Source organism: Methylobacterium sp. FW102-HT35C08 (assembly GCF_058790235.1).
Map to the genome: position 1 here is coordinate 5,784,253 of NZ_JBYTCL010000002.1, position 25,055 is coordinate 5,809,307.

Consider the following 25,055-nt stretch of genomic DNA (forward strand, 5'->3'; position numbering starts at 1 on the left):
AACAGGCCTCGACAGGCGGGCGGGCGTCGGCGAAGACGCGCGCCGTGATCGCCGATGATGCGCAGCGGGCCGAGCCGCCCTCCCTCCGTCCGGTCGTCGCCCGCGTGGCGGCGCTCAATCTCGGCTATTTCGGCATCGAGATCGCCGTGGCGCTCGCCATCGGCTCGGTGGCGCTGATCGCCGACAGCCTCGACTTCCTGGAGGATGCGGCGATCAATCTGCTGATCTTCGCGGGCTTGGGCTGGAGCGCGCGCAACCGCGCGCGGCTCGGCACCGCGATGGCGGGCATCCTGCTTCTGCCGGCGCTCGCCGGTGCCTGGGCGGCCTACGCGAAGGCCTCCGACTTCGTGGCCCCGGCGGCGCTGCCGCTGACCCTCACCGGCCTCGGCGCGCTGGCGGTGAACCTTACCTGCGCGCTGATGCTCGCCCGGCACCGCTCCGGCTCGGGCAGCCTGACCCGGGCGGCCTATCTCTCGGCCCGCAACGACGCCTTCGCCAACCTCGCGATCATCGCGGCCGGGCTGGTGACCGCCCTCCATCCTTCACCCTGGCCGGATCTCGTCGCCGCGGCCGGGATCGCCATCCTCAACGCTGACTCTGCCGCCGACATCCTCCGGGCCGCCGCGGCCGAGCGCCGGGCCGCCGGATAACGACACCCATGCGCATCTTCCCGATCTCCGACCTGCACCTGGAGCGGCGGCGCCTCGACCTGATCGCGCCGCCGGCCGAACCCTTCGACCTCCTGGCGTGCCCAGGCGACCTGTACGAGGGCCACCCCGAGCGGGGGCTCGCGGCGCTGCTGCACCTTGCGCAGGGCCGGCCGATCGTGCTGGTGCCGGGCAACCACGAGCGCTACGCCCCGACCGGCGACCCGCGCACGGCGCCCGAGCTGCTGGCGGCCCTGGAGGCGGAGGTCACCCGGGTGAACGGACTCGGGGCCCGCATCCATCTGCTTCAGCGCGCGCAGAGCTGCGTCATCGACGGCGTGCGCTTCATCGGCACCACCCTGTGGAGCGATTGGACCCTCGCCGGGCGCTGGCTCGCGGCCGAGACGCCCGATCGCCCCGAGGATCCGGTGGCCTACGCGGCCGCGCGCATGACCGATCCGGTCACCGGCTCCCGCGAGTATCGCGGATCGATCCGCAAGGCCGACGGTACGCCCTGGCAGCCGGCGGACGCGATGGCGGCCCACCGGATCGAGCGGGCGGCTCTGCACGAGGCTATCCGGATCGCCCATGACGGCCCGACCGTGGTCGTGACCCATCACCCGGCGAGCCCTTTGGCGGCCGACCGGTTCCGGGACGCGCCCGGCGTCCCCTGGTGGGTGCCGGCCTTCTACGCCTCCACGGCACTCGACGACCTCGCGGATCCCGAGCGGCCGGGCCTGTGGATCTCCGGCCATTTCCACGCGGGTCACGATATGCGGATCGGCCGGTGCCGCTGGGTCGCGAACCCGGTGGAGGGGGCGACCTACCGGCCCGATCGCGTCGTTGTCATCGACGGCGAGTAGTTTAGTCCCGCTTCGTCCCATCGAAATATCGATCCCGTGTCGTTCCACACAGCTTGGCTGTAACGGCGGGATTTGGGCGCTCCGGATGTGCGTCCAACCCTGATCAGCCCCGGATGTCGGGGCTTTGGTTCGGGAACCTCATGGCCGGATTTAGCCTGACGACACGCGGGATCGCGGCGGCTGTTCTTGCCGTCTACGGAGCCCTCGCTACGACGGATGTGCGCGCCGGGTCCGCGGCTCAGCCCGGCCAAACCGTCGGGCTTCCGGTCGGCGCCCAGCTCCCGGTGGGCTTGTACTTCGTGAACCTGTCGAGCTTCGGTACGCGCAGTACGCACCCGCGCGACTCCTCAACGAACGTCAACCTACCGACCTTCGCGTGGTCGACCCCCTGGGACATCGCGGGCGGGCGCCTGCAGTTCTTCTTCACGCAGCCGGTCGCGGCGGCGAGCAGCCGGGGCGCGCCCTATCAGAGCGGGATCGGGCAGCAATTGCTGGCCGCCCAGCTCGCCTGGGATCTCGGCGGCGATGTCGGCGTCAGCTACCTGTTCGGCGGCTATCTGCCGATCCAGACAGGGTTTCTCACGCAGTCGGCCTCGCTGACCCACCGCTTCGCGACGAGCTACACCGGCCAGGACTGGAACCTCACCGCGAACCTGCTCTACGGGATCTTCCTCGACCCGCGCTCGCCGGCCGGCACGCTCTATCCGGACTACCTGAACCTCGACCTGACGGCGACGCGGAAATTCGGCAAGTGGCAGGTGGGCGCGGTCGCGTTCGGCTCCACCGACCTGCCGACCCGCGTCGTCGGCTACCGTCCACAGGGGCAGATCGCGGTGGGCGGTCTCGTCGGCTATAATTTCGGGCCGGTGAACCTGCAGGCCTACCTCACCCGCGACGTGGTCGCGCGGAACTACGGCGGCCGCGAGATCCGCGGCTGGCTGCGGGCGATCGTGCCGCTGTACCAGGATTCGGCCGAGGTCGAGCCGGGCCGCACCCTGGTGACCCGGCGTCAGGCCGAGTAGGCGTGCCCGTCCTGGTTGCCCCAGCGTCGTCTTTCCGGGGCGCCGCAGGCGAGCCCGGAATCCAGAGACACCGCGGCCGCCGATACGAGTCGCCTCGGCGTGTCTGGATCCCGGGCTCCGCTCCGCGGCCCCGGGATGACCTGTTGGCGCCGGACCCTCAGCCGTGCACCAGCACGTTGCGGAACTGCCAGGGATCGCGGGTGTCGATGTCCTCCGGGAACAGGCCGGGGCGGTCGGTCAGCGGCGTCCAGTCGGTGTAGACGCCCACGACCGGGCCGAGATACGGGGTCTGGACTTCCAGGCAGCGGCGGAAATCCATCTCGTCCGCCTCGACGATGCCGGCCTCCGGGTTCTCCAGCGCCCAGACCATGCCGGCGAGCACCGCCGAGGTCACCTGCAGGCCGGTGGCGTTCTGGTAGGGTGCGACCCGGCGGGTCTCCTCGATGGAGAGCTGCGAGCCGTACCAGTAGGCGTTCTTCTTGTGGCCGTAGACGAGCACGCCGAGCTCGTCGATCCCGTCGACGATCTCGGTCTCGTCGAGGATGTGGTGCTGCTCCTGCACCTTGGCGGCATTGCCGAACATCTCGTGGAGCGACAGCACCGCGTCGTCGGCCGGGTGGTAGGCGTAGTGGCAGGTCGGCCGGAACACCGGCGTCTCGCCGTCGCGCACCGTGTAGTAATCGGCGATCGAGACGGCCTCGTTGTGGGTCACCAGGAAGCCGAACTGCGCGCCGGCGGTCGGCACCCAGGTGCGCACCCGCGTGTCGGCGCCCGGCTGCAGCAGGTAGATCGCGCAGCGCGAGCCCTTCTCCTGCTCGCGGGCATTGGCGGGCTTCCAGGTCTCATGGGTGCCCCAGCCAAGCTCGGCCGGCTGGTTGCCTTCCGAGACGAAGCCCTCAACCGACCAGGTGTTGACGAAGACGCCGCGCGGCTTCGGCGTCTTGGCGCGCTGGGTGTCCCGCTCGGCGATGTGGACGCCCCTCACGCCCAGATCCTTCATCAGGCCGGCCCACTCGGCCTTGGTCTTGGGCTCCGGCCGCTGCAGGCCGGTATCCTGCGCGATGTTCAGGAGCGCCTGCTTGACGAACCACGACACCATGCCGGGATTAGCGCCGCAGCAGGAGACCGCGGTCGTGCCGCCGGGCTTCTGCGCGCAGGCGTCGAGGATGTCCTGGCGGAGCGCGTAGTTGGTGCGGTCGCCCTGGCTCTTGGACTTGTCGAAATAGAAGCCCGGCCAGGGCTCGGCCACGGTGTCGATGTAGAGGGCGCCGAGTTCGCGGCAGAGTTCCATGATCGCGCGCGACGAGGTGTCGACCGAGAGGTTGACGCAGAAGCCCTGACCGCCGCCTTCGGTGAGGAGCGGGGTCAGCACGTCGCGGTAGTTCTCCGGGGTCAGCGCGACCTTCTCGAAGCGCAGGCCGTGCTTCTCGGCCAGCGCCCGGTGTGTGTCGACCGGATCGATCACCGTGAAGCGGGTGCGGTCGTACTCGAAGTGCCGCTCGATGAGCGGCAGGGTGCCGCGGCCGATCGAGCCGAAGCCGATCATCACGATGGGACCGGTGATCCGGCCGTGGATCGGGTGACGGGTCGGCTGGTCGGTCATGCGGGAGGTCCTCGGTCGGGCGGACAGGTCGTGAATCCGCGGGTTCTGGCTGGCGGGCGGGTTATGGCGCGCATGTGACAGGGCGGCGACAGGCCCGCGCAGGCGGGGCCGATACGGCCCAGGGTCCGAGTCGCCGGAAGCGCGCTCAATGGCGGCTCAGCCGCCGACGGTCAACCGCGCCGCAGCGTCGGCTCGTGCTTGGAATCGGCACTGCGGACCGAAAGCAATGCAGCTCAGTCCATCGCGGATGCTGTGCCGGAAGCTGCACCAGAAACTGTTAAGCTTCCTTTGAACATCCCGGAGTCGGGCATGAGTTCGGCGCATGCGTCATGCGCGTCCGATCAGATGGCAGGCGCCGGCTGCAGGTCTCATATTGCAATGCAACAAGGCCGCCGAGACGGTCGCGCGATAGGGGTTTGCGGAAGCGCTCGAGATCTCGATTTCGGAGTCCGTCATGCTCGCGCTCATCACCTCTCGGATCCCCGGTCCGGCCACCGAGTCCGCCGACCGCGATCCCGGCTTCCTGACCCTCGTGTTCGCCGTCGCCCGTGCCGTCCGCACCGGCAGCGAGACTGCCTTCGCCCGACGCTGTGCGCTGGCCCGCGCTGTCGGCGGCCCGAACCCGCTCTGACGGCATCACGACCGCGCGTCGTGCATGCCTCGGCGATTGCGTCCCCCCGGCTTGGGCATTAGGCGGCACTGCCGCTCTCTGGCCACGGGGGATCGTGATTCCATGTCGACACTTCGCGCGCTGGTACGCGTCAGCCTGATCGGGACGCTGGCCCTGGCCGGCTCGACCCTGTCGCTGCGCGCTCAGGATGCCGAGCCCGAGGCGGCTCCGCCCGCCGACGCGCCCGCGCAGGCCCGTCCCAAGCCCCGTCCCAAGCCCGCGCCGAAGCCGGCGGCCAAGTCCACGCCGGCCAAGCCCGGCCCGGCCGAGGCCGCCGCACCGGCGGCGACGCCCGCGGCAGCGCCGGCCCATGCCGCTTGGCCTACGGGTGCCAGCACCGTCAGTGAGAGCTACGGCGACTGGACGATGACCTGCACGCGTCCCGGCGAGAAGGTGATCTGCATCGTGGCGCAATCGCAGGGCGATTCGCAGACCGGGCGCCGCAAGTTCGGTTTCGAGCTCCAGACGCCGGCGAACGGCCGGTCCGAGGGCATCGTCCTGATGCCGTTCGGCCTCGCCATCGAGCCGGGCGTGACGTTCAAGCTCGACGAGCAGACTCTCGGCAAGGGTGCGCCCTACACGGCCTGCAGCCAGGACGGCTGTTTCGTGCCGATCAGCTTCCCGACGCTCGCCCTCGACGGCATGCGGACCGCCAAGAAGCTGATCGTGACCGGCCAGAAGTCGGGCAGCTCCGATCCGGCCGCGATCACGGTCCCCCTCGAAGGCTTCGCGCAGGCCTTCGATCGCGCCGTCGCCTTCAGCGGCTGAGGATCGGCGCGCCCGTGATCCCGGGCACGCCCGCGGCGACCGAGGCGGCGTTCCGGCCGATTTTCCCGATACGGTTAAGGCAGCGTTAGCCGCGCTGCCGCAGGATCCCGCTGTGATGTGGCGCCGCGCGCTGCGGCCCCACTGGTGCCGCGCGCCGGGATCGGATCGGCGAGGCAATGGGATCGGAGGGCGGGCGCCCCTGCATCGGTCGTGGGTTCGGCGTGCGGCTCCTGCGCATGTCGCTGCCCGTGCTCGCCCTTTTGGCGTCGGTCGATCCGTCGCTGGCCGCCAAACTGATCGGCGCCAAGGGCAGCGAGACCGGCAGCGGCGCGGGCGGCTACGGCCGGATCGTGCTCAATTTCGACAAGCCTGTTTCGGTCAAGGCCAAGCTTGCGGGCGGTGTCCTGCTGGTCGGCTATGGCGAGCACGTCGCGCAGGGACCGGAGCATCTGGCCGACGAGATGCCGGCTTACGTGTCCAGCGTCCGCCGCGATCCCGACGGGACCGGCCTGCGGGTCGCCCTGCAGAGGCCCTATCGGATCAATGTGCAATCGGCCGGTGAGCGCGTGTTCGTCGATCTGTTGCCGGAGGGCTGGTCAGGCCTTCCGCCGCCGTTGCCGCCGGAGGTCGTCGCCGAACTCGCGCGGCGGGCCAGGGTGGCCGAGGAAGCCCTCAAGGCGCGCATACCCGAACCGGTGCGCAAGCCCCTGTCCCTCGAACTCGCCCGGCTTCCGACGCTGACGCGCCTGTCGCTGCGCGTCCCGGCGGAAGCCGTGACCACCGTGACCAGCGAGGGACCGGTGACGCGGCTGCGGGTCGTCGGAGCCTGGACCATCGATTCCGGCGAGACCCGCGGACGACCACGTCCCGGAATCGCCAAGCTGGCAACCGAGACCGATGCGACCTCGGCCAGCCTCCTGGTCACGCCCGAAGACGGGTACACGATCGGCACGGAGCGGGAGGACGGGGCTCTCGTCCTCGACGCGGTCCGTCGGAAGCCGCCCGAGCCGGTCAAGACCGTCGTCGAGGTTCCCGGGCCGACCGCGCAGCTGGCCGCTGCGGCTCTGCCCGGTCCCGCTCCGGTGACGCCGAGCCGCGCGGAGGCGCCGGCGGTCCGGAACCTGTCGCCCGAGGCGCCTCCGCGGCGCCAAGCCGGGTCCGGTCTCGTCTTTCCGTTCCAGTCCCTGCCGCCGGCACTCCTGTTCGAGCGCGGCGGCATCGCCACCCTGGCGTTCGAGACCACCGAGCAGGTCACCCTGCCGACGAGCAGCCAGGGGCTGGTCCCGCTGGGCCCGCCGTCTCGGACCGGGCCGCTGACGGTGCTGCGCTTCTCGGTTCCGCAGGGGCGCCTGGTCGACCTCAACGCGGTCACAAAGGGGAGTGGCCTCGGCTGGGAGCTGTCGGCCGGTGATACGCTGAGCCCGAGCGACAGCCTCGATCCCGTACGCCAGCCCGACCCCTCGGGCCGCGTCGCCGTCTCGCTCGGCCTGCCGCGGCCCGGCTCGGCGACATGGCTCGATCTCGACGGCGAGCGCGTCGCGGTGGTCACCTCTGCGGCGCGGCGCCCCGTCGGCAATCCGAAGAGCCGCCGCTTCGTCGATTTCGAGATCCTGCCCAGCCGGCACGGGCTGGCGGTGCTCGCCGGGGCAGACGACCTCGCGGTACGGCCCGAACTCGATGCCGTGACGATCGGGCGGGAGGGCGGTCTCGCCGCCTCGGCAATCGCCCGGAAGGCCGAAACGGTTCTCGCCGAGGCGGGGACCCTCGCCATCGCGCGGGAGGCCTGGGAGCGGGCGCGGGCCGGAAACGTGCGCGAGACCCTGCGCGGATTGGCCAACGCGGCCTCCGCGGCAACGCCTGCCGAGCGCGGTCCCACCCGCCTCACGCTCGCGCGCGCCGATCTCGCCAACGGTCTCGATTTCGAAGCCCTTGCGGCTCTCGAGACGGCCGCGTCCGACGATCCGCTGCTCGCGGCCCAGCGCGACACCGCTGTCCTGCGCGGGATCGCACTCGTCCGGATCGGGCGGACCGCCGAAGCCCTGAAGGCACTGAGTCTGCCGACGCTCGCCGACGACCCCGAGGCCGCCCTATGGCGGGCCATGGCGTCGGCCGGATCGGGAGACTGGAAGGCCGCCGAGAACGGCTTCCTCAGGGTTCTGCCGCTCGCGAACGGCTACCCCGCCGATCTCGCCCAGCAGATCCGCACCGCGGCGGCGGAATCGGCGATCGAGACCGGCGACGCCGAGACTGCGGCGGCTCGCGCGGAGGATGCGCGCGATCTGTCGCCGTGGATCCGCGACCGGCTGGCCCTGGTCCGCGCCCGCGCCGCGGAAGCCACCGGTCAGACCGAGGCGGCGCTCGACGCCTATACCCGCCTGGAGGGCACCGCATTGCGCCCGGTCTCGGTCGAGGCGAGCCTGCGGGGCGCGCTCCTGGCCCGGGCTGCAGGCAAGCTCACGTCCGACGCCGCGATCGAGCGGCTGGAACGCATCGGCCTGACCTGGCATCGCGGGCCGATCGACGAAGCCATCACGGCTGGCCTCGCGCGCCTCTATCTCGCGGCCGGCCGCTGGCGCGATGCCTTCACGACGGTGCGCCGAGTGAACGCGTTCGCGCCGAATGCGCCCGCCTCGGAGGCCCTCACGCGCGATGCGCAGGCCGCCTTCGAGGACCTGTATCTCACCGACAAGGGCGACAGCCTCTCGGGTGTCGATGCCGTCTCGCTGTTCTTCGACTTCCGCGAGATGAGCCCGATCGGGCGGCGCGGCGACGAGGTGGTGCGGCGTCTGGCCGATCGTCTGGTCGAGCTCGACCTGCTGGACCCGGCCGCCGACCTCCTCAAATACCAGATCGACAACCGGCTGACCGGACCGGCCCGCTCGGCCGTCGCGGCGCGGCTCGCCACGGTGCGGCTGATGGACGACAAGCCCATGCAGGCGCTGCAGGTGCTCGACGCCACCGACCTGCCGGAACTCCCGCGCGAGTTGAGGCGTGCCCGCGGTCTTGTCCGCGCCCGCGCCCTGTCGGATCTCAGCCGCACCGATCTCGCGCTGGAGACGATCGAGGACGAAAGCGGCCCCGACATCCAGCGGCTGCGCGCCGACATCTACTGGGGGGCCCGCCGGTGGCGCGAGGCCGGGGAGGCGCACGAGGGGCTCCTCGGCGACGCGTGGCGGTCGGGCCAGCCTCTGGACGAGACGGCGCGTTCCGATGCCGTGCGCGCCGCGATTGCCTACGATCTTGCGGGCGAGGTGATCGGCCTGGAGCGGCTGAAGGCGAAGTTCTCGGAAGCCATGGCGGCGAGCCCGGACGCGCGCACCTTCGCGCTGCTCACGGGCGCCAACCCGACCCTTGCCCCGGGTTTCCGCGCCATCGCGGCCCGCGCCACCAAGGCCGAGACCCTGTCGGCGTTCCTGGCAGAGTACCGCAAGCGCTACCCGGACGCCGCGACGCCCGAGCGCGGCAAACCGGACGCCGCGGGCGGCCAGCAGCCGTCGGGCGCCGAGCAGCAGAGCAGCGCCGCGCCGGCTGGTTCGCCGCCGGGTTGAGTGGCACGGCGGGAGCTCGCCAGTGATGCAGGGCGATCGCGGGCCCAGGCCGAGCCGTGCCTCGCATTGCCCGGGTGCTCGAACGTCGCCGTGAGAACTACGCTGTCTTGCGCTGCTGCGCCGGCAGCCGGTCGGCATGACGCAAGGTTCTTGGATCTTCCACTCCGTCGTTCCGGGGCGCCGCAGGCGAGCCCGAAATCCAGATCCACCGACGCGCCAGGATCTTGCACCGACAGCGGTTCTGGATTCCGGGCTCCGCTACGCGGCCCCGGAATGACCGGGTGGCTACGGCGCGGGTGTGGATCTGACGGCTCGGCAGCCCGCCCCGCCGAGGATCGGGAAGATCTGGTGCGGCTCACGCCTACTGCGTCAGGTGGGCGACCTGCAGGGCCTTGTCGAACATGGCGTTGAGGGCGGACGTGATGTCGGCCGGGGAATTGGCCGTGAAGAAGAAGCCCGGCGACGCGCAGCTCTGCAGGGGGGTCGCCAGCGTCGGGCTGAACCCGTTGACGCGGTTGTTCTCCCAGGCGATGCCGCCGCCGTAATCCTTGAAGTTGATGATGTTGTACGGGATGTACAGGACCGAGACCGTCGCGCCAGCCTTCTTCAGGGCCGCGCACTGGGACGGATCGATCTGAGCGGGCTGGGATCCGTCCCAGTTCCCGGCTGCATAGCTTCTGAACGTCGAGGGATTGCCCGGGTAATAGTATTTCCCGCCGCTATTTGTGGAGTAATGCTGACTATTCTGCATGCCGTCGGTCACGAGGAAGACGAAGGGCTTGCGTGCTGTCGTGCTGGAGCCGTCGTTGAAGCCGCCGGACGCCGTGATGGTGCTCTGCATCTGCGGCAGGACGACCTCGAAATGCGTGCCGCCGGCGCCCGTGCCGGTGCTCGGGTCGTTGTTCGTGTAGAGCTGCGTGGTGCCGGTATCCAGAAGGTTGGTGAGCGCAAGGGGCCAGGGCTGGCCCGAGCACTGGGCGGCCGTGTTCAGCGTCGCGATGGAGCTGTTGATGTCGGCGAGCACGCCCATCTGGTTGATGAAGGGGTAGAGGCCGACCCGGTACTGGTTCTGCATCGTCGGGTTCGAGGCCCGGGTGATGAGGGAGCAGACCGCGCTGTTCAGCGCGTCCGACCGCAGCTGGATATTGCCCGAAGCGAGGCTCCAACCCTTGTAGCCCGGAAAGTGGCAGGCGAACTGGCAACCCTGCTTGTAGTCCGACCAGTTGTCGGTGTTCTGGGATGCGAGTTTCGCCATGCCGTCGGTCGTGGCCGGCAGGCCCATGGAACCGGAAACGTCGAGCAGGAGGTAGAAGTCGAGATAGCTCGGAAGATCGGCCGTGGCCGTAACGGTGTTGCCGAATGTCGTGGTCGGCGTCCGGAACATTTGGCCGAAGTTGTTCTTGACCGTGGCCGTGTAGGTGATCGTCGAGGTGATCGTCTGGCCCCGGCGGGAGATCTGCGGCGCCTGGAGCTGGACTTGCGCGAACGGCACGTTGCCGGTGTTGACCGTGAAGGCGTTGGTCGCCTGCGCGGCTCCGGCGGCGAATGCGTTGGCGCTCAGGTTGGTCTGGCCCGGATTGGCCGCGAAATAGGCCTTGCTGGCGACGACACCCGCGATGGCGGCCGCGTCCGCGGCGGCATCGACCTTCGCCTTGTCGGTAATCGCCACGCCGTAATCGACGCCGTAGCCGACCAGGCCGATCAGCGGGATCAGGCTGAAGGCGAACATGATCGTCACGTTGCCGGATCGGGCACCGCGCAAGGACGCGGCCCGGTCCCGGAGGCGGCGGGCAGGGTTGCGGATCAGGGGCATTTCGTGGCGATCCCGTCGTTGCCCGTCGGGTCGAGATCGACGAGCGAGGCGTAGCGCGGCTGCACGTACATCGAGCGGGCGATCCGCATGGCCGGGATGAACCGCGCGCCGAATGACGGCCGGAACGTGAAGACGACGTCGACCGCGATGAGGGAGCCCGGACCGAAGACGGAGCGCGGCAGCGTGGCGCGGCTCGGCGCGGCGGTGTTGTCGGCGGGGAGCTGTGCGGGCGTGCAGGGCCGGTAGTTCCCCCCGGTCGTCCCGGTGCTCGTCCAGACGACCTTGGCGGCGTAGCAATTGCTCAGGTCGGTGGTGCCCGTGCAATTGGAGGCGGTCTGCGTGAAGTTGACCGACGCGAAGGTGATCGCGATGTCCTGCCACCATTGCAGGCCCTGCCGGGGCGCGTCCTTCATCAGGTAGGGGAACAGGACGAGGGCCGAGTCGAAGCTGAAATGCAGGTCCGCGGCGTTGACGGTGGCGGTGGTGGAATTCTGGGGCGGCTGAGCCTGGGAGATCATCTGGCTGATCGACTGCGCGATCAGCTCCACCTTGCGGGTAGCGTTGATGTAGGTGACGAGCTGGATCCCCGCGAGCATCAGGACCAGCAGGACCGGAAAGATCAGCGCGAACTCGACCGCCGACACCGCGCGGGTGTCGGCGATGAAGCCGCGCGTCGGCGATGGCAGGCCGGCGGACATCAGTACAATTCGTTGCGGAAGGCCGCCGTCGAAACCGTCAGGTAGGCGGGCGCGCCGTTGAAGGTCGCGCTGCTGCCGAGGATCGACACAAAGGCCGCGGGCATGAACGTGATCGGGTAGATCACCAGCAGGTATTGGTAGGCGCCGCGCGAACCCAGCGTGTACTGCCCCGAACCCGGTGTCAGCGTCGGGATCGCCAAGCCGCTTACGTCCGATTTGACGAAGCTGTAATACCCGCTCGGCGAGCCTCCGGGCTGCACCACGTACAGGTTGATCATGACGTTGCTGCATTTGAGCACGGCGGGCAGGTAGCCGCACAGAGCCGTCCTGAACCCGGCCTGATCCATGGACTGGGTCTGTGCCGCGCCGGTCATGATCTGCCGCGACGCGCGCGTGGTGGCATAATCGAGTGATTGATTGATAAAAAGTACAGTGGCTACTGTCATGACAAACAGAATAGCCTGGATGAACAGTCCGGCGACGAGGGCGAACTCGACGGCTGCGGCGCCTCCACGATCGTGAACAAAGCTGCGCATGAAAAACATGCACCTTGTTCGCATGGGATTGCTAAATGTCGGTTAAAGCAACCCTGAAGACTCCGATGTTAAGTCTATAGGTTGTTATCCGCCATAGCTCTGCACCAGCGAGCCCGCCACCAGGGTCCACCCATCGACCAGCACGAAGAAGATCAGCTTGAACGGCAGGGACACTGTGGCCGGCGGGACCATCATCATGCCGATGGCCATCAGGACCGAGGCGACCACGAGGTCGATGATCAGGAACGGGATAAAGAGCAGGAAACCAATCTCGAAGGCGCGGCGCAACTCCGAGATCATGAAAGCGGGGGTCACGATTTCGAGACCGACATCCTCAGGACCTTTCGGCGCCGGAATCTTCGCGAGGTCGAGGAACAGCTTGAGGTCCTTCTCGCGCACGTTGCGCAGCATGAAGGTCTTGAACGGCGCCGATGCGCGCTCGAAGGACTGTGCCTGCGTGATCCGTCCGGCGATCAGGGGCTCGATCCCGGCGCTGTAGGCCGTCCGCCCGGTGGGCGCCATCACGAAGGCCGTGAGGAACAGCGCGAGGCTGACGAGCACCGCGGTCGGCGGCGCCGTCTGCGTGCCGAGCGCCGAGCGCAGGATCGACAGTACGACCACGATCCGGGTGAAGGCCGTGGCCATCACAAGCACGGAGGGCGCGACCGCCAGGATGGTGATCAGCGCGACTAGCTGGAGCGCGCGCTCGGTCGTGCCTCCGGCGCCCAGATCGAGGGTGACGCTCTGGGCGAGCGCCGGGCTCGCGGCGAGCAGCGCGCCGGCCAGCCCTGCCAGGGCAGCCAGGACATGGTGTTGGGGGCGCGGAATCGGGCGCGTGGAGGTCGGGCGGGTCGGCACGTCGATCATCGGCGTCACGGGCAATGTCAGGTCGGTGTCGCCGGGCGCACGTTGGCCCGCCGGGCCTCGAGATTCTGCCATACGAGCAGCGCGGGCAGGCCGAGCACCACGTCGGGCACCCGGCGGGCGAGCGAGAGGGCGATGGCCGTGCCGGCATCGATCCCGAACAGGCCGCAGACCAGCACGAGGCCGCCTTCCTGCACGCCGAGGCCGCTCGGGACCAGGAAGGCGGCTGCCTTGATAGCTTGGCTGAGCGCCTCGATCACCAGGATCTCCGAGACGCTGACGTGGTCGATTCCGATGCAGGCCAGGACGACGGCGATCTCGGCCGCGCCCAAGAGCCATGCCAGGGCGTGCAGGAGGCAGGATTGCGCGAGGTGGCCGCGCCGTCCCGCCGCCCAGACCGCGTCCAGCGCGCCCTGGATGCGCTGGCTCGGCTCGGGGCGGGCCTCGGTCTCGCGGACGAAGCGTCGTCCGAGGGCGGCGACCCGATCCTCGATCACCCGCACCACACCGGTGCGCTGGAGCGCGAAGAAGGCCGCGATCGCCAATCCTGCGACGGCCAGCGTCCGCAGCGTCCAGTTCGCGAGCTCGGCGGCCTGCGCGCCCTCGACCCGGGTCAGGAGCCCGGCCCCCAGGCCGGCGAACAGGCCGAGCGTTCCGACCTGGAACAGGAGGTCGGCGAGCACCGAGGCGGCCGCCAGGGAGCCCGCGACACCCCAGAAGGTGAGGAGCCGCGCGCCCACGACCTCGCCACCGACCGAGGCCACGGGCAGCAGCACGTTGATGCCCTCGCGCACGAAGCGCAGGATCAGGCAGGCCGCCGCCGGGGCGGGTGACAGCCCATCGAGGATGCGCGCCCAGGCGATGCCGCACAGCACGATCACGAGCGCCCGCACCAGCGTGACGCCGGCAAAGCCTGCCACCCCGATCCGCCCGAACGCCGCGGCGACGGCGCCGAGATCGTTGGTCGCCACGAGCCAGACCGCGAGCCCGAGGCCGATCAGCGTGCCGAACAGGGGCATGCGGCGCAGCACGGCCCGGGCGGCCCGGCTCTTCCAGGAGACGCGATCGCCGGTCACGGTCGGGGCGTGCGGGTTGCGCGTCGGGAAGGGGGCAAGAACGGCAGCTCCAGGTCTGGGCCGGTCAACCGGCCGGCGGCGATTCGTCGGTCGGCATCGCCGCTAGAGCGGTATTGGGGCCGAATTCGGGGGCCGAAGAACGAGGGCTCCCGCGTTGAAGCACGGCGGCGAGCGCCTCTTCCGGGCTGGCCCCAGGGTCCAGGAGGATGACGCGACCGGCCGCGACGCTGGCCCCCGTCGCGACCGCCACCGCGCGCTTCGGGCAGGGTCCAAGGCATCCGGATTCGACGATGCAGAGCTTCGTCCGGCTGCCCGTCCGCCCATCCTTGGCCGCCTGCTTCCCGGCCCGATTCAGAAGTGCACGGACGGCGCGCGGGCGCAGGCCCTGCCGCTTCGCACATTTCGCGCACACCACCACGACCTCGGCGAGGTTGGTTTTGGCCAAGCCTTTGGCCACAGCCTTGGCCGAGCGGCCGGCGGGGCGGCGATCCGCATCGCCGTCGAAACGAGGTTCTGTCATCATCCGGAGACTCTAGGACGCGATACGGGAGCGGGGCTACGGTGCCCGTCGCCGCGGTGCGGCAAACGGCGGGGGCGCCATAAAAAGGGCCTAAAAGAACGGGATTCCGAAGCGGCGCACGGGCCGCCCCTCGGCCGGCGCCGCGGCAGCGGAACCGGCGCAGACCCAGGAACACAGAGCGGATGAGCTTCGACGACGTCAAGGACGACACGCGCGAAGGTGAAATCGTGACGTTTGCCGCCTCGGCCGTGCCCGAGCTGCGGCGGAGCGCGGAAACGATTCGGCCGGTTCTTGAGAAGCGCAACGCCCGGGCGCTGATGGCCTCGATCCGCGAGCGCATGGACTGGACGCGCCTGCCGGGCCTCGGCCCGCGCGAGGAGGACACGTCCACCTACGGTTCTCGGATCATCCGGCGTGTCGGCCTGTTCGTCCTGCTGCCGACCCTGGTGATCGGGCTCTACCTGTTCGGCTTCGCCTCCAATCAGTACGTCGCCGAGGCCCAGTTCGCGGTCCGCGGCAATGTCGAGCCGATGGAGAACATCTCGCTCGGCCAGTACACGAACCTGATTCAGAAGCACAACAGCCAGGACAGCTTCATCGTCCGCGACTACATCGGCAGCCAGACGATGGTCGAGGCGCTGGAGAAGAGCATCGGCATCTCCAAGATGTTCTCGCGGCCCGAGGCCGATTTCTGGACGCGCTTCGACCCGAGCGACCCGATCGAGGATCTGACCAAGTACTGGCGCAAGCACGTCGAAGCGCATATCGACTCGATCTCGGGCGTGATCCGCCTCACGGTGCGCGCCTTCACCCCCGAGGATGCCCTGACCATCACCCGTGAGGTGGTGGCCCGGTCCGAAACCCTGATCAACGCCATCTCGAAGCGCGCGCAGGCCGACATGGTCACGCAGGCTCAGGCCGACGCCGCGACGGCGCAGGAACGCCTGCGCAATGCGCATGTCGCGCTGCAAAGCTTCCGCAACCAATGGGGCGTGATCGACCCGATCAAGTCGGCCGAGGGGACACTCACCACCCTGAACACCCTGCGGAAGGATAAGCTGAAGAACGAGAACGACCTGCAGGTCTTGCGCAGCTCGAACCTCGACGAGCGTTCGCGCTCCATCCAGACGCTGGTTGCCAACGGCGCGGCCATCGACCAGCAGATGAAGCTCCTGCAGGACGAGCTGACGAGCGCGGGCGCGGCGGCGGGCGGCGGTCCCAACCTCACGGAAGCCCTGCTCCAGTACGAGGGGCTCTTGGTCGAACGCACGATCGCCGAGAAGCTCGAGGAATCGGCCAGCGGGATGCTCGACCGCGCCCGCGTCGCAGCCAGCAAGCAGCACATCTTCCTGGCGACGTTCGTGCCCCCGGTCCTGCCGACGGACAGCCTCTACCCCGAGCGGGGCCATACCCTCCTCGTGGCGTTCTTCTGCTTCCTGGTGATCTGGAGCTCGTGCTCGCTCCTGGTCGCCGGCATCCGCGACCAGCGGATGTAGCCCGCCGCAGGCGGGCTCTGGATCCCGCGCTGCGCGGTCTGTAGAGGGAGGCGGCCCGGTCTCCGGGCGCCCCGGTGAAACGAGCGAAGTCTAACACTCCATGTCGGATTTCTCCGATCTCGTCGCGAAGGCGATCCAGCCGTCGATGACCCGGGAGGAGCGCGAGGCGGTCTATACCGTGGTGCGGCAGGCCGTGCTCCGTCTGCAGGAGCGGGAGGCGCTGCCGCCCGACGACCCGCGCGTGGCGCTCCAGCGTCATCTCGTCGAGGAAACGATCCGCGACGTGGAGGGCGACGTCGCCCGCTACGCGTCGCTGCGCAAGCTCGAGGCAGCTTTCGCGGCCCAGAACACCGCCGACAAAGCGTCCCAGGCCGGCCGCCGCTAGAGCCTTCTCCGCCGAAGCGGATGCCGGTTAAGCGGCGAGCGCGCGGTCGAGCCGGGGCCCGGAGCCGTGCCCGATCGCATCGCGACCGGCACGGCTCCCGCGCGGTCCAGCGGCCCTGAATCCTCTCAACCGCAGGCCATGCTCGCCCGGACGCTGCCGGGCTCGGCCACGTCGAGGCCCGCCGAGACATACTCGTTCAGCTTGTTGCGCAGGGTCCGGATCGAGATCCCCAGGATCTTGGCCGCGTGGGTCCGGTTACCGAGGCAGTGATCCAGCGTGTCGAGGATCAGGTCGCACTCGACCTGGGCCACGGTTCGGCCGACGAGCCCACGGGTGGCGGCCTCGGCGACCTGCGCGGCCCGCGCCGCCGGACCCTGCGCGGTGATCGCCTCGCCCTCCGGCGACAGGATCGCCTCCGGGCCGATCGCGTCGCCCGAGGCCAGAAGCACCGCCCGATGCAGTGTGTTCTCCAGCTCGCGGACATTGCCGCGCCACGGGTTCTTCAGCACCAGCGCGCGCGCCTCTGCCGAGAGCGGACGGGCCGGGACACCGTTCACAGCGGCGTATTTCTTGGCGAAATGCGCGGCGAGCTCCAGGATGTCGGCCGGCCGCTCGCGCAGGGGCGGCAGCTTCAGGGCGACGACGTTCAGCCGGTAGAACAGGTCCTCGCGGAACGTGCCTTTGCGGACCTCCTCCACGAGGTTGCGGTTCGAGGTGGCGAGAACGCGGATGTCCACCCGCACGGGGGCCGTGCCGCCGACCCGATCGATCACCCGCTCCTGCAGCGCCCGCAGCAGCTTCGATTGCAGGCGCACGTCCATCTCGGAAATCTCGTCGAGGAGCAGCGTGCCGCCGTTGGCCTCCTCGAACCGGCCGATGCGCCGGGCGACCGCGCCGGTGAACGCGCCCTTCTCGTGGCCGAACAATTCGGATTCGAGCAGAGCCTCGGGGATCGCCGCGCAGTTCACCGACACGAAGGGCTTGCCGGCGCGGTTGGATTTCTGGTGGACGTGGCGGGCCAGCACCTCCTTACCGGTGCCGCTCTCGCCGGTGATCAGCACCGAGGCCTCGGAGCGGGCGACCTGCTCGGCGAGCTTGACCACCCGCTCCATCGACGGGTCGCGCCAGACGAAGGCGGCGCGGTCGGTGGCGACTGCCTCCAGCACCGCGGCGATCAACTCGGGATCGGGCGGCAGCGGGATGTACTCCTTGGCGCCGGCCCGGATCGCCGCCACGGCGGCCGAGGCATCCGCCGAGACGCCGCAGGCGACCACCGGCGTGCGGATCCGCTCCCCTTCCAGCGCGGTGACGAGGTCGCGGATCGGCAGGCCCACGTCGATCATGATGAGGTCGGCGCCGCGGGCGCGCAGGACGTTGAGGCCCTGCGGCACGGCATCCGCCTGCGTCACGGAGGCGCCGCGCTGCATGGCGATCTTCGAGGCGGTGATCAGCTCGCCGTTGAGCCGCCCGATCATCAGGAGCCGCATGGTTCGTCCCTCTCAAACATCCTGGCGCGGGTTGCGCGCGCGTTGGGTGGGCTGCCGGCGTCGGCGCCCGTCCCGCCCATCATTCGCCCTTGACGATCTCGGTCATCGTGACGCCGAGCCGGTCCTCGACCAGGACGACCTCGCCGCGGGCGACAAGCCGGTTGTTGACGAACACGTCGATCGCCTCGCCGACCTTCCGGTCGAGCTCCAGCACCGCGCCGGGCGCCAGCCGGAGCAGATCGCCGATCGGCATCCGGGCGGAGCCGAGGACCGCCGAGACCATCACGGGCACGTCGAAGAGCTGCTCGAGATCGGCCGCCGTCTTCGGGGTGGTGGGCGCGTCGCGGATCGACCCCGCCGCGTAGTCGGTGTCGTGGTCGCCGAGCTGGGGCAGGCTGAAATCGTCGGACATCAGGATCTCCTCACGGGCTCGTCGGCAGGCCGAGGGCGTCCAGAACCGCCGCCTCGATGCGGGCGCGCTCCCGCACGATGCCGCCATCAGCCCATTCGATGCGGGCGTCGCCCGCCGCCATGTCGGGATCGCCCAGAACCACCAGGCGGCCCTCGTAGCCGCGCTCGCGGGCGAGGCGCTTCACCAGGGTCTCGGCCTCCTCGACGAGGCTGTCATGCACCCGCACCACCAAATGAGGCACGCCGCGCAGATGTTGGAGCGCCGTGCGGGCCGCCTCGCCGATGCCGGCGAGGGGCGCGGCGTCCAGGGCGTCGCCCGCGACTTTACGGGCGATCAGGATGGCCACCTCGACCGCCTGCGCCTCGCGCTCGAGGTCCCGCGCGTCCGCCTGGGCGATCAGGCCCGCCGCGGCCAGCGCCAACCGGGTCATGGCGTCAGCGAGCCGGCCCTGGACCTGCGACTCGGCCTGGATCCGCCCCTCCTGCACGCCGCGCGCATGCGCCTCCGCCTCTGACTGGGCGGCGGCCTCGGCGGCGCGCTGCGCCTCGGCGCTGGGACGTGCGCTGCGGAAATCGGTCTCGAACAGGAACGGCTTGGCGCTCCGGGCGGATTGGGCGCTCAATAGACCAGCTCCTCCTCGGCGCTATTCTTGGCGATCATGATCTCGCCCTTCTCGGCGAGGTCCTTGGCGATCTCGGTCATCTTCGCCTGCGCCTCGTCGACCTCCTTGAGCCGGACCGGGCCGAGGGAGGCCATCTCGTCCGTGAGGTTCTTGGCCGCCCGGGTCGACATCTGCTGCATGAAGAAGGCCCGGGTCCGCTCGTTGCCGCCCTTCAGGGCGCGGCACAGAGTTTCGTTGTCGACCGAGCGCATCAGGGTCTGGACGCTGCCCGGATCGAGCTTCAGCAGATCCTCGAAGGTGAACATCAACTCGCGGATGCGCTTGGCCGAGCCGCGATTGGCCTGATCCAGGGCGGCGAGGAAGCGGCCTTCGGTCTGCCGGTCGAAGGCGTTGAACACGTCGGCCATCATCTCGTGGGCGTCGCGGCGCTGGGTCTGCGCGATGGTCGAAACGAACTCGACCCGCAGGGTTTCCTCGATGTGGCGCAGGGCCTCCTTCTGCACGGTCTCCATGCGCAGCATCCGGTTGAGGCAGTCGATGGCGAAGTCCTCGGGCAGGATGGTCAGCACCTTGGCGGCGTAGTCGGCCCGCACCCGCGAGAGCACCACCGCCACGGTCTGCGGATACTCGTTGCGCAGGAACGAGGCGAGGATCTCCGGATCGACCTGGGCGATCGAGGCCCAGACGCGCTTGCCGGACGCGCCCTTGATCTCCGCCATGATCAGCGAGACCTGGTCGCTGGGGAAAATCTTCAGGAGCAGCGCCTCGGTCCGCTCGAAATTCGACGAGATGCCGCCGCTGTTGCCGAGCTTTGTCACGAACTCGATGATCAGCTTCTCGACGGTCGCCGCCTCCAGCGTGCCGAGCTGGACCATCGCGGCGCTGACCTTCTTGATCTCCTCCTCTTCCAGCATCTGCCAGATCGGCGCCCCTTCCTCCTCGCCGAGCATCAGCAGGAGCGCTGCCGCGCGCTGGGGACCGGGCATTGTCGCGAAGGAATCGCCGCCCGCCGCCGCCAAGGTGTTCGCCAATCCTGCCGCCATCGACCTACTCTCGACTCCCTACGCGTCACTCATCCTGGATCCAGGTGCGCAGCACCTCGACGGTCTCGGAGGGGCTCGCCCGGACCATGTCGACCACGCGCTGGACCGTCTCGGCCTGGATCTGGCCGTTGATCTTGGCGAACTCCATCAGCCGCGCCGTCGGGCTGTCGCGGTCGATGACCGTGACCGTGGCGCCCGGACCCGCGACCACGGACGCGTCGCCGACGATGCCCATCCCGGGCCCGGCGAGCGACGGCGGCGCCGGAATCGGCGCGAGCACCTGACGCACCAGCGGGCGCACGACCGTGAAGAGGACGACCAACGTCAGGAGAGCCAGCACGGCGAACTCGGCCATGCGCAGCACGTCCTCCTTGGTGGGGGCGAGCAGCGACTCGATCAGCGTCGGCTCGGTGAATTGCGGCACGCTCGGCGCCTCCGCGAAGCGCAGGTTCACCACCTCGATTTGGTCGCCGCGCGCCTTGTCGAAGCCGACCGCGCTGCGCACCAGGGCGGTGATCCGCTCGAGTTCGGCGGCAGGCCGCGGGCTGTAGGCCGGCTTCCCGTCCGGCGCGGTGGCGTAGAGCCCGTCGACCACGACGGCCACCGACAGCCGCTTGATCCGGCCGCCCTCCGCGATCTCGGTCTTGGTGACGCGGGAGATCTCGTAATTGGTGGTCTCCTCGTTCTTGTTGGTCGCGTCCTTTGGGCTGGGCGCCTTGTCGCCGCCATTGGCACCCGGCAGCTCGTTGCCGACGCTGACCTGCCCGTCGGCATTGCTGGTCAGCGCCGATTCGGTGCGGGTCTGGGCGGAGCGCACCACGCGGCTCTCGGGATCGAAGGTCTCCGAGCGGCTCTCGATGCGGTTGAGGTCGAGCTCCGCGTTGACCTGAACCCGTGCCCGGCCGGGGCCCACGATGCCGGCGACAACGTCCTCGATCTGGCCGCGCAGGCGACGCTCGAGGGCGACCTGCCGGTCCTCGAAACCTTCAGCGCCGTCGGCCTTGGCGTCCCGGGCGCCGTCGGCCAGAAGCCGGCCGCGCTCGTCGACGATCGAGACCCGCTCAGGCTTGAGCCCCTCCACCGCCGAGGCCGCGAGATGGCGGATGGCCCGCACCTGACCGGCATCGAGGTCGCCCATCAGCTTCAGCACGATGGCGGCGCTCGGGCTCTCGCGGTCGCGCTCGAACAGGCGGCGCTCGGGCAGGACCAGATGGACGCGGGCCGCCTGCACCCGGCCGATCGCCCGGATCGAGCGGGCCAGCTCGCCCTCGAGCGCGCGCAGGTGATTCACGTTCTGCACGAAATTGGTGGACGAGAACGCGTCGCCCTTGTCGAAGATCTCGTAGCCGACGCCGGCCTGGGTCGGCAGGCCCTTGCCGGCCAGGTCCATGCGCAGCTTGGCGAGATCGGGGCGGGGCGCCAGGATGGTCTGACCAGCATCGCCCCGGGTCTCGTAGCGGATGCCGCGGCTGTCGAGTTCGCGAACCACGTTGGCGGAATCCTGCATCGACAGGTCGGAGAACAGCACGCCCATGTCCGGGCGCGAGACCCGCAGGATGATGAAGGCGAAGAAGCCGATGAGCGTCAGCGTCACCGCCGCCATGGCGGCGATGCGGGCCGGTCCGAGCTTCGTGACGAGATCGAGGACCGGCTTCACGGGCGGGGTCGCTGCACTCTGAACGCGAGGCGGACCCCCACGGCCCGCCCGGCAGAAATTGCCCGGTCCATGGTTAGCGGGCCGTTAATGCCGGGCCGTGCGGCGGCCGCAGGAGGCGCCGAGACGCTGAAAAGCCGCGCCCGGGGACCGGACGCGGCTTCATAGTCTCCCGAGACCGATCCAAAGACCCAAACTGCGTTCCCGAGGGCGCACGCTTCGGGAGGGGTGACCATCCCGTCCTTCCCGAGCCACGAAGCGGACCCCGGGTCCAGAACCGCCGATGCGCCATGTCGTGGCACCTTCGGTGTTGACGAGTTCCGGGATCGCCTGTGGCGCCCCGGAACGACGGTGCGATGGCGAAGCTCTGCGTGTCGAAGCAGGGCGGTTGCGGTCCTCACGCCACCGTCCTGTGGTGGCGCCGGGGATCAGTGCCGGTAATGCTGGATCCGGGTGGTACGCAGGCCCGCCAGGCCGTGCTGGTCGATGGAGAATTGCCAGCTGAGGAATTCTTCGGTGGTCAAGGTGTAGCGCTTGCACGCCTCCTCCAGGCTGAGGAGACCGCCGCGCACGGCCGCCACGACCTCCGCCTTGCGCCGGATCACCCAGCGGCGGGTGCTCGGAGGCGGAAGATCCGCGATCGTCAGGGGGCTGCCGTCGGGCCCGATCACGTACTTCACTCTCGGGCGGCTCGGTTCGGTCATGATACGCTCTACACTCGACTGACCTGTCGAGCATTGAAGGTACTTGCGCCCGCTTAAGAGATGTTGAAGCGAGTCACTCGGATGTGATTCGTTAAGTGCCACTTGTGGACAACCCGATGGTCTGCACGCTGGACAGCGGCACTTTCTGTGAGCCGATTATCAGGACCGGCGTCGTCCCGCTGAGATCAACCTCGTCCACGGTGCCGGTCAGGCTGGTGTCGACCGCGACGCTGGAGCCGGTGGCATCCGTGGCCGAGACCTTGATCGAGTAGGTGCCGTCCGTGGAACTGAGCCCGGCCGAGGTCTTGCCGTTCCACGTGTAGGTCTGGCTGCCGGCGGTGAGCGACGTGGTCTGCGTGGCCACGACGTTGTTCTTGGAATCGAGGATCGTGATCACCGCCTTGGAGGCTGCCCGGGCGGGTGCCAGCGTCCAAGAGGCGGAGCCGTTGGAGAGCTGCGCCGAGCTGCCGTCGGCCGTGATGGTCTTGCCGATGTAGCTGGTGGCCGAGGCCGAGCTCGCCGATTGCGACGCGCTCAGGATGTTGTCGAGGCGATCGTTGGTCTTGAGCTGCTGCTCGACGCCGGCGAACTGCACCAGCTGCTGCGTGAACTGGTTGGTGTCCATCGGGTCGAGGGGGTTCTGGTTCTTGAGCTGCGTGGTGAGCAGCGTCAGGAACTGCGTGAAGTTGCTGGCGATCTCGGTGGCGTTGCCGCTGCTGCTCGACGAGGAGCCCGTCGTGGACGTCGTGTTGGTGAGGCTGGATATGCCGCTCGTCATGTCGTTCTCTCCGATGAGGCATCGGAGCGAGGGGCCCGGATGCGCGATGTCTGCATGTCGGTCCGTGGGACCGGTTAGATCCTGATGTCGACGCCGCCGTAGCCGCGGAGCCAGCGCGTCGGCGCGATGTCCTGCGGAGCCTCGACCTGATCCCGGCTCCAGGTGGCCGGTCCGCCGCGGGGCGCGTCGCCCTGCTGTCCGCCATTGCCGCCCTGCGCGCCGCCATCGCCGCGCAGCGATAGGTTCAGGCCTCCGGCCGAGGGATCGAGGCCCGCCTGAGACAGCGCCTGCTGCAACTGGCCGGCATCGCGTTGCAGCATTGCCAGGGTCTCGGGCCGATCGACCACCAAGTGGGTCGTGACCGTGCCGCGCGCCTTGTCGATTTCCAGCTTGACGTCGATCCGCCCCAGCTCAACCGGGTCGAGCCGGATCTGAAACTCGCTCGATCCGTTCATCGAGCGCAGGCCGATGGCCATCGGCACCTGGCCCATGGGAATCGCCGGGTCCGTCTGGGCGGGAGCGGCGGCCTGCGCGGCGGTTGCGGCATGCGCTGCATTGGTCCCGGCGGCCGGCAGAAGGCCGGGATTCGCCGGAGGCGCCGCCTGCACGGCGCCACCGGCCGTGCCCGGACCCGCATCCTGGGCGCTTCTCTGGCCGGCATCGGCGAGGGCCGCGCGGAAATCCTTGCCATCGGCGGCCGACGCACCCACCGGGTCGCCGGTACCGGGTTGTACGACCTCGACCGGAGAGCTGCTCTTTCCGGCCTTGCCGGAGGCCGTCGACGTCGTGAGTGCTGCCGCCCCGGTGACCGACCCCGCCACTCCGGCGACGCCGTCCCTGGCGTCACCGCCCGTCGAGCCCGCGCCGGGCTGTCCGGGTGTCACCGCGCCGGGCGAGGCTACCTCGGAACCGTCGCCAGCTGCCGCTGCACCGGCGGCGCGGGCCGAGCCGCTCTCTGCCAGTGTGGTCAGCAGCGCCAGCAGCGTGGCTGCGGGATCGGCGGTCGCGGCCGAAGGCACGGCGTTCGCCTGTGGCGGCTGCGGCGCCGCTTCGGCGTGTTGGTCCTGATCGGGCGCCACCTCGGGCGCTTGGGGGCTTGTCTCCCCGGCGGCCGCTATCGTCGCGCCGGCTTTCGGTGCGACCGGAGCCGCATCGCCGCTCCCCGCCTGGGTCGTGGCAGTCGATTTTCCCGCATCTATCGCAGAGGCGGTCGAGGCGGCCGGACCATCGGTCCGCGACGTGCCCGGAGCTTGCGCGGAGACATGCGCCGGCTTGGTTTGGCTTGCACGCCTGTCATCCGCTCGGGCCTCGGCCTGCAGGCTCGCACTCCGCGTGCGCTCCGAAGCCGCCCGCGTCGCGTCGGCCTGATCGCGCTGAGCCGTCTGGCGGGCGCGCGCCGCGTCATTTTGGTCCTGGCGGGCGGTCGCCCGGGCGCGCACCTGGACCGCGTTGTCCCGGGTCTGGGCGGCGCTCAGGGCGGCGCCGAAATGGTCCTGCGACGAGTCTCCGGCACGGGCCGCGACACCCGCTGCTTCCCAGCCCGAGCGCGTGGTGGACGCCGTCCGCGCGGATGAGATCCACGATGTGACATCCAATCGATCCGTCGTGCCGCTCGCCATGCCGGGCTCCTCTCGACATCCCTCACAGCAAGGCGCGCGCCACCGAATGGTTCGGATAAGTAACTCAGAAATCAGTGCTTCTCGTGTCGGGCTGTCGCGCCTTCAGGGCCGAAGCTGCCGCACGCCCGGCAGGATCTGCCGAGCGAGCATGTCTGGGCGCATCGGCTGGCCTGGAAAGCAGAGCGGAGTCCCGCTATAGACGCACCGTGCAGCCAGGAAGCTTCCGA

At 69.7% G+C, this 25,055-nt stretch carries 23 protein-coding genes; 8 read left to right on the top strand and 15 right to left on the bottom strand.

Annotation, left to right across the window (positions count from 1 at the left end):
* The first annotated feature begins 44 nt into the window (after nucleotides 1–44).
* The 3 genes from AC3WSN_RS27725 (at nucleotide 45) to AC3WSN_RS27735 (ending at nucleotide 2,532) form a co-directional block, all read left to right on the top strand.
* Nucleotides 45–650, top strand: a complete 606-nt coding sequence (locus AC3WSN_RS27725; protein WP_492542334.1) for a cation efflux transmembrane domain-containing protein — start codon at nucleotides 45–47, stop codon at nucleotides 648–650.
* 8 nt (nucleotides 651–658) lie between these two features.
* Nucleotides 659–1,510, top strand: coding sequence for a metallophosphoesterase (locus AC3WSN_RS27730; protein WP_492542336.1), 852 nt, complete (start codon nucleotides 659–661; stop codon nucleotides 1,508–1,510).
* Nucleotides 1,511–1,650: 140 nt separating this feature from the next.
* Nucleotides 1,651–2,532, top strand: coding sequence for a transporter (locus AC3WSN_RS27735; RefSeq protein WP_492542338.1), 882 nt, complete (start codon nucleotides 1,651–1,653; stop codon nucleotides 2,530–2,532).
* A gap of 157 nt (nucleotides 2,533–2,689) precedes the next feature.
* Here the strand turns inward: AC3WSN_RS27735 and AC3WSN_RS27740 are convergent, their stop codons facing one another.
* Nucleotides 2,690–4,135 carry a homospermidine synthase gene (locus AC3WSN_RS27740; protein ID WP_492542339.1) on the bottom strand — a complete coding sequence of 482 codons (1,446 nt, stop codon included), beginning with the start codon at nucleotides 4,133–4,135 and terminating at the stop codon, nucleotides 2,690–2,692.
* A 454-nt stretch (nucleotides 4,136–4,589) separates the two neighbouring features.
* On the opposite strand from AC3WSN_RS27740, the gene AC3WSN_RS27745 reads away from it, so the two are divergent.
* From AC3WSN_RS27745 to AC3WSN_RS27755, 3 genes are all read left to right on the top strand, one after another.
* Entirely contained in the window at nucleotides 4,590–4,766 is a 177-nt protein-coding gene (locus tag AC3WSN_RS27745; RefSeq protein ID WP_192706408.1) for a hypothetical protein, read from the top strand.
* Between the two features lie 102 nt (nucleotides 4,767–4,868).
* Nucleotides 4,869–5,573: an invasion associated locus B family protein gene (locus tag AC3WSN_RS27750; protein ID WP_192706409.1), complete on the top strand. Its 705-nt coding sequence runs from the start codon at nucleotides 4,869–4,871 to the stop codon at nucleotides 5,571–5,573.
* A 176-nt stretch (nucleotides 5,574–5,749) separates the two neighbouring features.
* A complete protein-coding gene (locus tag AC3WSN_RS27755) occupies nucleotides 5,750–9,121 on the top strand; it encodes a hypothetical protein (protein WP_492542342.1) in 3,372 nt (1,123 codons plus the stop codon).
* Between the two features lie 361 nt (nucleotides 9,122–9,482).
* Here AC3WSN_RS27755 and AC3WSN_RS27760 read toward each other — a convergent pair whose 3' ends face one another.
* The 6 genes from AC3WSN_RS27760 to AC3WSN_RS27785 all read right to left on the bottom strand — a co-directional run bounded on the left by AC3WSN_RS27760 (nucleotide 9,483) and on the right by AC3WSN_RS27785 (nucleotide 14,631).
* On the bottom strand, nucleotides 9,483–10,934 hold the full coding sequence (locus AC3WSN_RS27760) for a TadE/TadG family type IV pilus assembly protein (protein WP_492542344.1): 1,452 nt from the start codon (nucleotides 10,932–10,934) through the stop codon (nucleotides 9,483–9,485).
* Nucleotides 10,925–11,632 (bottom strand): TadE/TadG family type IV pilus assembly protein, encoded by a 708-nt coding sequence (locus AC3WSN_RS27765; protein ID WP_492542346.1) that lies wholly within the window; start codon nucleotides 11,630–11,632, stop codon nucleotides 10,925–10,927. Before AC3WSN_RS27765 ends, AC3WSN_RS27760 begins: the two co-directional genes overlap by 10 nt.
* Nucleotides 11,632–12,177, bottom strand: coding sequence for a TadE/TadG family type IV pilus assembly protein (locus AC3WSN_RS27770; RefSeq protein WP_492542348.1), 546 nt, complete (start codon nucleotides 12,175–12,177; stop codon nucleotides 11,632–11,634). Before AC3WSN_RS27770 ends, AC3WSN_RS27765 begins: the two co-directional genes overlap by 1 nt.
* A 75-nt stretch (nucleotides 12,178–12,252) precedes the next feature.
* Nucleotides 12,253–13,035: a flagellar type III secretion system pore protein FliP gene (gene fliP, locus AC3WSN_RS27775; RefSeq protein WP_492543302.1), complete on the bottom strand. Its 783-nt coding sequence runs from the start codon at nucleotides 13,033–13,035 to the stop codon at nucleotides 12,253–12,255.
* A 17-nt stretch (nucleotides 13,036–13,052) separates the two neighbouring features.
* Nucleotides 13,053–14,051, bottom strand: coding sequence for a flippase-like domain-containing protein (locus AC3WSN_RS27780; protein ID WP_492543304.1), 999 nt, complete (start codon nucleotides 14,049–14,051; stop codon nucleotides 13,053–13,055).
* A 121-nt stretch (nucleotides 14,052–14,172) separates the two neighbouring features.
* On the bottom strand, nucleotides 14,173–14,631 hold the full coding sequence (locus AC3WSN_RS27785) for a hypothetical protein (protein WP_492542350.1): 459 nt from the start codon (nucleotides 14,629–14,631) through the stop codon (nucleotides 14,173–14,175).
* Nucleotides 14,632–14,810: 179 nt separating this feature from the next.
* Here AC3WSN_RS27785 and AC3WSN_RS27790 point away from each other — a divergent pair, with 179 nt between their 5' ends.
* Complete coding sequence (locus AC3WSN_RS27790; protein WP_492542352.1) at nucleotides 14,811–16,124, top strand: KpsE/RkpR family capsule polysaccharide export protein; 1,314 nt, start codon at nucleotides 14,811–14,813, stop codon at nucleotides 16,122–16,124.
* Between the two features lie 100 nt (nucleotides 16,125–16,224).
* The gene (locus AC3WSN_RS27795) at nucleotides 16,225–16,509 is read left to right on the top strand and encodes a hypothetical protein (RefSeq protein ID WP_192706417.1); all 285 of its coding nucleotides are present in this window, start codon (nucleotides 16,225–16,227) and stop codon (nucleotides 16,507–16,509) included.
* 125 nt (nucleotides 16,510–16,634) lie between these two features.
* Here AC3WSN_RS27795 and flbD read toward each other — a convergent pair whose 3' ends face one another.
* The 8 genes from flbD to AC3WSN_RS27835 all read right to left on the bottom strand — a co-directional run bounded on the left by flbD (nucleotide 16,635) and on the right by AC3WSN_RS27835 (nucleotide 24,828).
* Nucleotides 16,635–17,996 (bottom strand): sigma-54-dependent transcriptional regulator FlbD, encoded by a 1,362-nt coding sequence (flbD, locus tag AC3WSN_RS27800; protein WP_192706418.1) that lies wholly within the window; start codon nucleotides 17,994–17,996, stop codon nucleotides 16,635–16,637.
* A gap of 79 nt (nucleotides 17,997–18,075) precedes the next feature.
* The gene (gene fliN, locus AC3WSN_RS27805; RefSeq protein WP_192706419.1) at nucleotides 18,076–18,408 is read right to left on the bottom strand and encodes a flagellar motor switch protein FliN; all 333 of its coding nucleotides are present in this window, start codon (nucleotides 18,406–18,408) and stop codon (nucleotides 18,076–18,078) included.
* 10 nt (nucleotides 18,409–18,418) lie between these two features.
* Nucleotides 18,419–19,030 carry a FliH/SctL family protein gene (locus AC3WSN_RS27810; protein ID WP_192706420.1) on the bottom strand — a complete coding sequence of 204 codons (612 nt, stop codon included), beginning with the start codon at nucleotides 19,028–19,030 and terminating at the stop codon, nucleotides 18,419–18,421.
* Nucleotides 19,027–20,073 carry a flagellar motor switch protein FliG gene (locus AC3WSN_RS27815; protein WP_192706421.1) on the bottom strand — a complete coding sequence of 349 codons (1,047 nt, stop codon included), beginning with the start codon at nucleotides 20,071–20,073 and terminating at the stop codon, nucleotides 19,027–19,029. Before AC3WSN_RS27815 ends, AC3WSN_RS27810 begins: the two co-directional genes overlap by 4 nt.
* 25 nt (nucleotides 20,074–20,098) lie before the next feature.
* Entirely contained in the window at nucleotides 20,099–21,730 is a 1,632-nt protein-coding gene (gene fliF / locus AC3WSN_RS27820) for a flagellar basal-body MS-ring/collar protein FliF (protein ID WP_492542356.1), read from the bottom strand.
* A 425-nt stretch (nucleotides 21,731–22,155) separates the two neighbouring features.
* The gene (gene sciP, locus AC3WSN_RS27825) at nucleotides 22,156–22,431 is read right to left on the bottom strand and encodes a CtrA inhibitor SciP (protein WP_007569077.1); all 276 of its coding nucleotides are present in this window, start codon (nucleotides 22,429–22,431) and stop codon (nucleotides 22,156–22,158) included.
* Between the two features lie 91 nt (nucleotides 22,432–22,522).
* Nucleotides 22,523–23,209: a flagellar hook assembly protein FlgD gene (locus AC3WSN_RS27830; protein ID WP_492542358.1), complete on the bottom strand. Its 687-nt coding sequence runs from the start codon at nucleotides 23,207–23,209 to the stop codon at nucleotides 22,523–22,525.
* Nucleotides 23,210–23,283: 74 nt separating this feature from the next.
* Nucleotides 23,284–24,828 (bottom strand): flagellar hook-length control protein FliK, encoded by a 1,545-nt coding sequence (locus AC3WSN_RS27835; protein ID WP_492542360.1) that lies wholly within the window; start codon nucleotides 24,826–24,828, stop codon nucleotides 23,284–23,286.
* Nucleotides 24,829–25,055 lie beyond the last annotated feature (227 nt).

What these genes read in the sequence shown, in the direction of transcription:
- AC3WSN_RS27770 (WP_492542348.1), bottom strand. Translation starts at nt 12,177, where the DNA reads ATGTTTTTCATGCGCAGCTTTGTTCACGATCGTGGAGGCGCCGCAGCC.
- AC3WSN_RS27730 (WP_492542336.1), top strand. Translation starts at nt 659, where the DNA reads ATGCGCATCTTCCCGATCTCCGACCTGCACCTGGAGCGGCGGCGCCTC.
- AC3WSN_RS27790 (WP_492542352.1), top strand. Translation starts at nt 14,811, where the DNA reads ATGAGCTTCGACGACGTCAAGGACGACACGCGCGAAGGTGAAATCGTG.
- AC3WSN_RS27755 (WP_492542342.1), top strand. Translation starts at nt 5,750, where the DNA reads ATGGGATCGGAGGGCGGGCGCCCCTGCATCGGTCGTGGGTTCGGCGTG.
- fliN (WP_192706419.1), bottom strand. Translation starts at nt 18,408, where the DNA reads ATGTCCGACGATTTCAGCCTGCCCCAGCTCGGCGACCACGACACCGAC.
- AC3WSN_RS27740 (WP_492542339.1), bottom strand. Translation starts at nt 4,135, where the DNA reads ATGACCGACCAGCCGACCCGTCACCCGATCCACGGCCGGATCACCGGT.
- flbD (WP_192706418.1), bottom strand. Translation starts at nt 17,996, where the DNA reads ATGCGGCTCCTGATGATCGGGCGGCTCAACGGCGAGCTGATCACCGCC.
- AC3WSN_RS27830 (WP_492542358.1), bottom strand. Translation starts at nt 23,209, where the DNA reads ATGACGAGCGGCATATCCAGCCTCACCAACACGACGTCCACGACGGGC.
- AC3WSN_RS27760 (WP_492542344.1), bottom strand. Translation starts at nt 10,934, where the DNA reads ATGCCCCTGATCCGCAACCCTGCCCGCCGCCTCCGGGACCGGGCCGCG.
- AC3WSN_RS27765 (WP_492542346.1), bottom strand. Translation starts at nt 11,632, where the DNA reads ATGTCCGCCGGCCTGCCATCGCCGACGCGCGGCTTCATCGCCGACACC.
- AC3WSN_RS27835 (WP_492542360.1), bottom strand. Translation starts at nt 24,828, where the DNA reads ATGGCGAGCGGCACGACGGATCGATTGGATGTCACATCGTGGATCTCA.
- AC3WSN_RS27780 (WP_492543304.1), bottom strand. Translation starts at nt 14,051, where the DNA reads ATGCCCCTGTTCGGCACGCTGATCGGCCTCGGGCTCGCGGTCTGGCTC.
- AC3WSN_RS27745 (WP_192706408.1), top strand. Translation starts at nt 4,590, where the DNA reads ATGCTCGCGCTCATCACCTCTCGGATCCCCGGTCCGGCCACCGAGTCC.
- AC3WSN_RS27735 (WP_492542338.1), top strand. Translation starts at nt 1,651, where the DNA reads ATGGCCGGATTTAGCCTGACGACACGCGGGATCGCGGCGGCTGTTCTT.
- fliP (WP_492543302.1), bottom strand. Translation starts at nt 13,035, where the DNA reads ATGATCGACGTGCCGACCCGCCCGACCTCCACGCGCCCGATTCCGCGC.
- AC3WSN_RS27785 (WP_492542350.1), bottom strand. Translation starts at nt 14,631, where the DNA reads ATGATGACAGAACCTCGTTTCGACGGCGATGCGGATCGCCGCCCCGCC.
- AC3WSN_RS27795 (WP_192706417.1), top strand. Translation starts at nt 16,225, where the DNA reads ATGTCGGATTTCTCCGATCTCGTCGCGAAGGCGATCCAGCCGTCGATG.
- AC3WSN_RS27750 (WP_192706409.1), top strand. Translation starts at nt 4,869, where the DNA reads ATGTCGACACTTCGCGCGCTGGTACGCGTCAGCCTGATCGGGACGCTG.
- AC3WSN_RS27815 (WP_192706421.1), bottom strand. Translation starts at nt 20,073, where the DNA reads ATGGCGGCAGGATTGGCGAACACCTTGGCGGCGGCGGGCGGCGATTCC.
- sciP (WP_007569077.1), bottom strand. Translation starts at nt 22,431, where the DNA reads ATGACCGAACCGAGCCGCCCGAGAGTGAAGTACGTGATCGGGCCCGAC.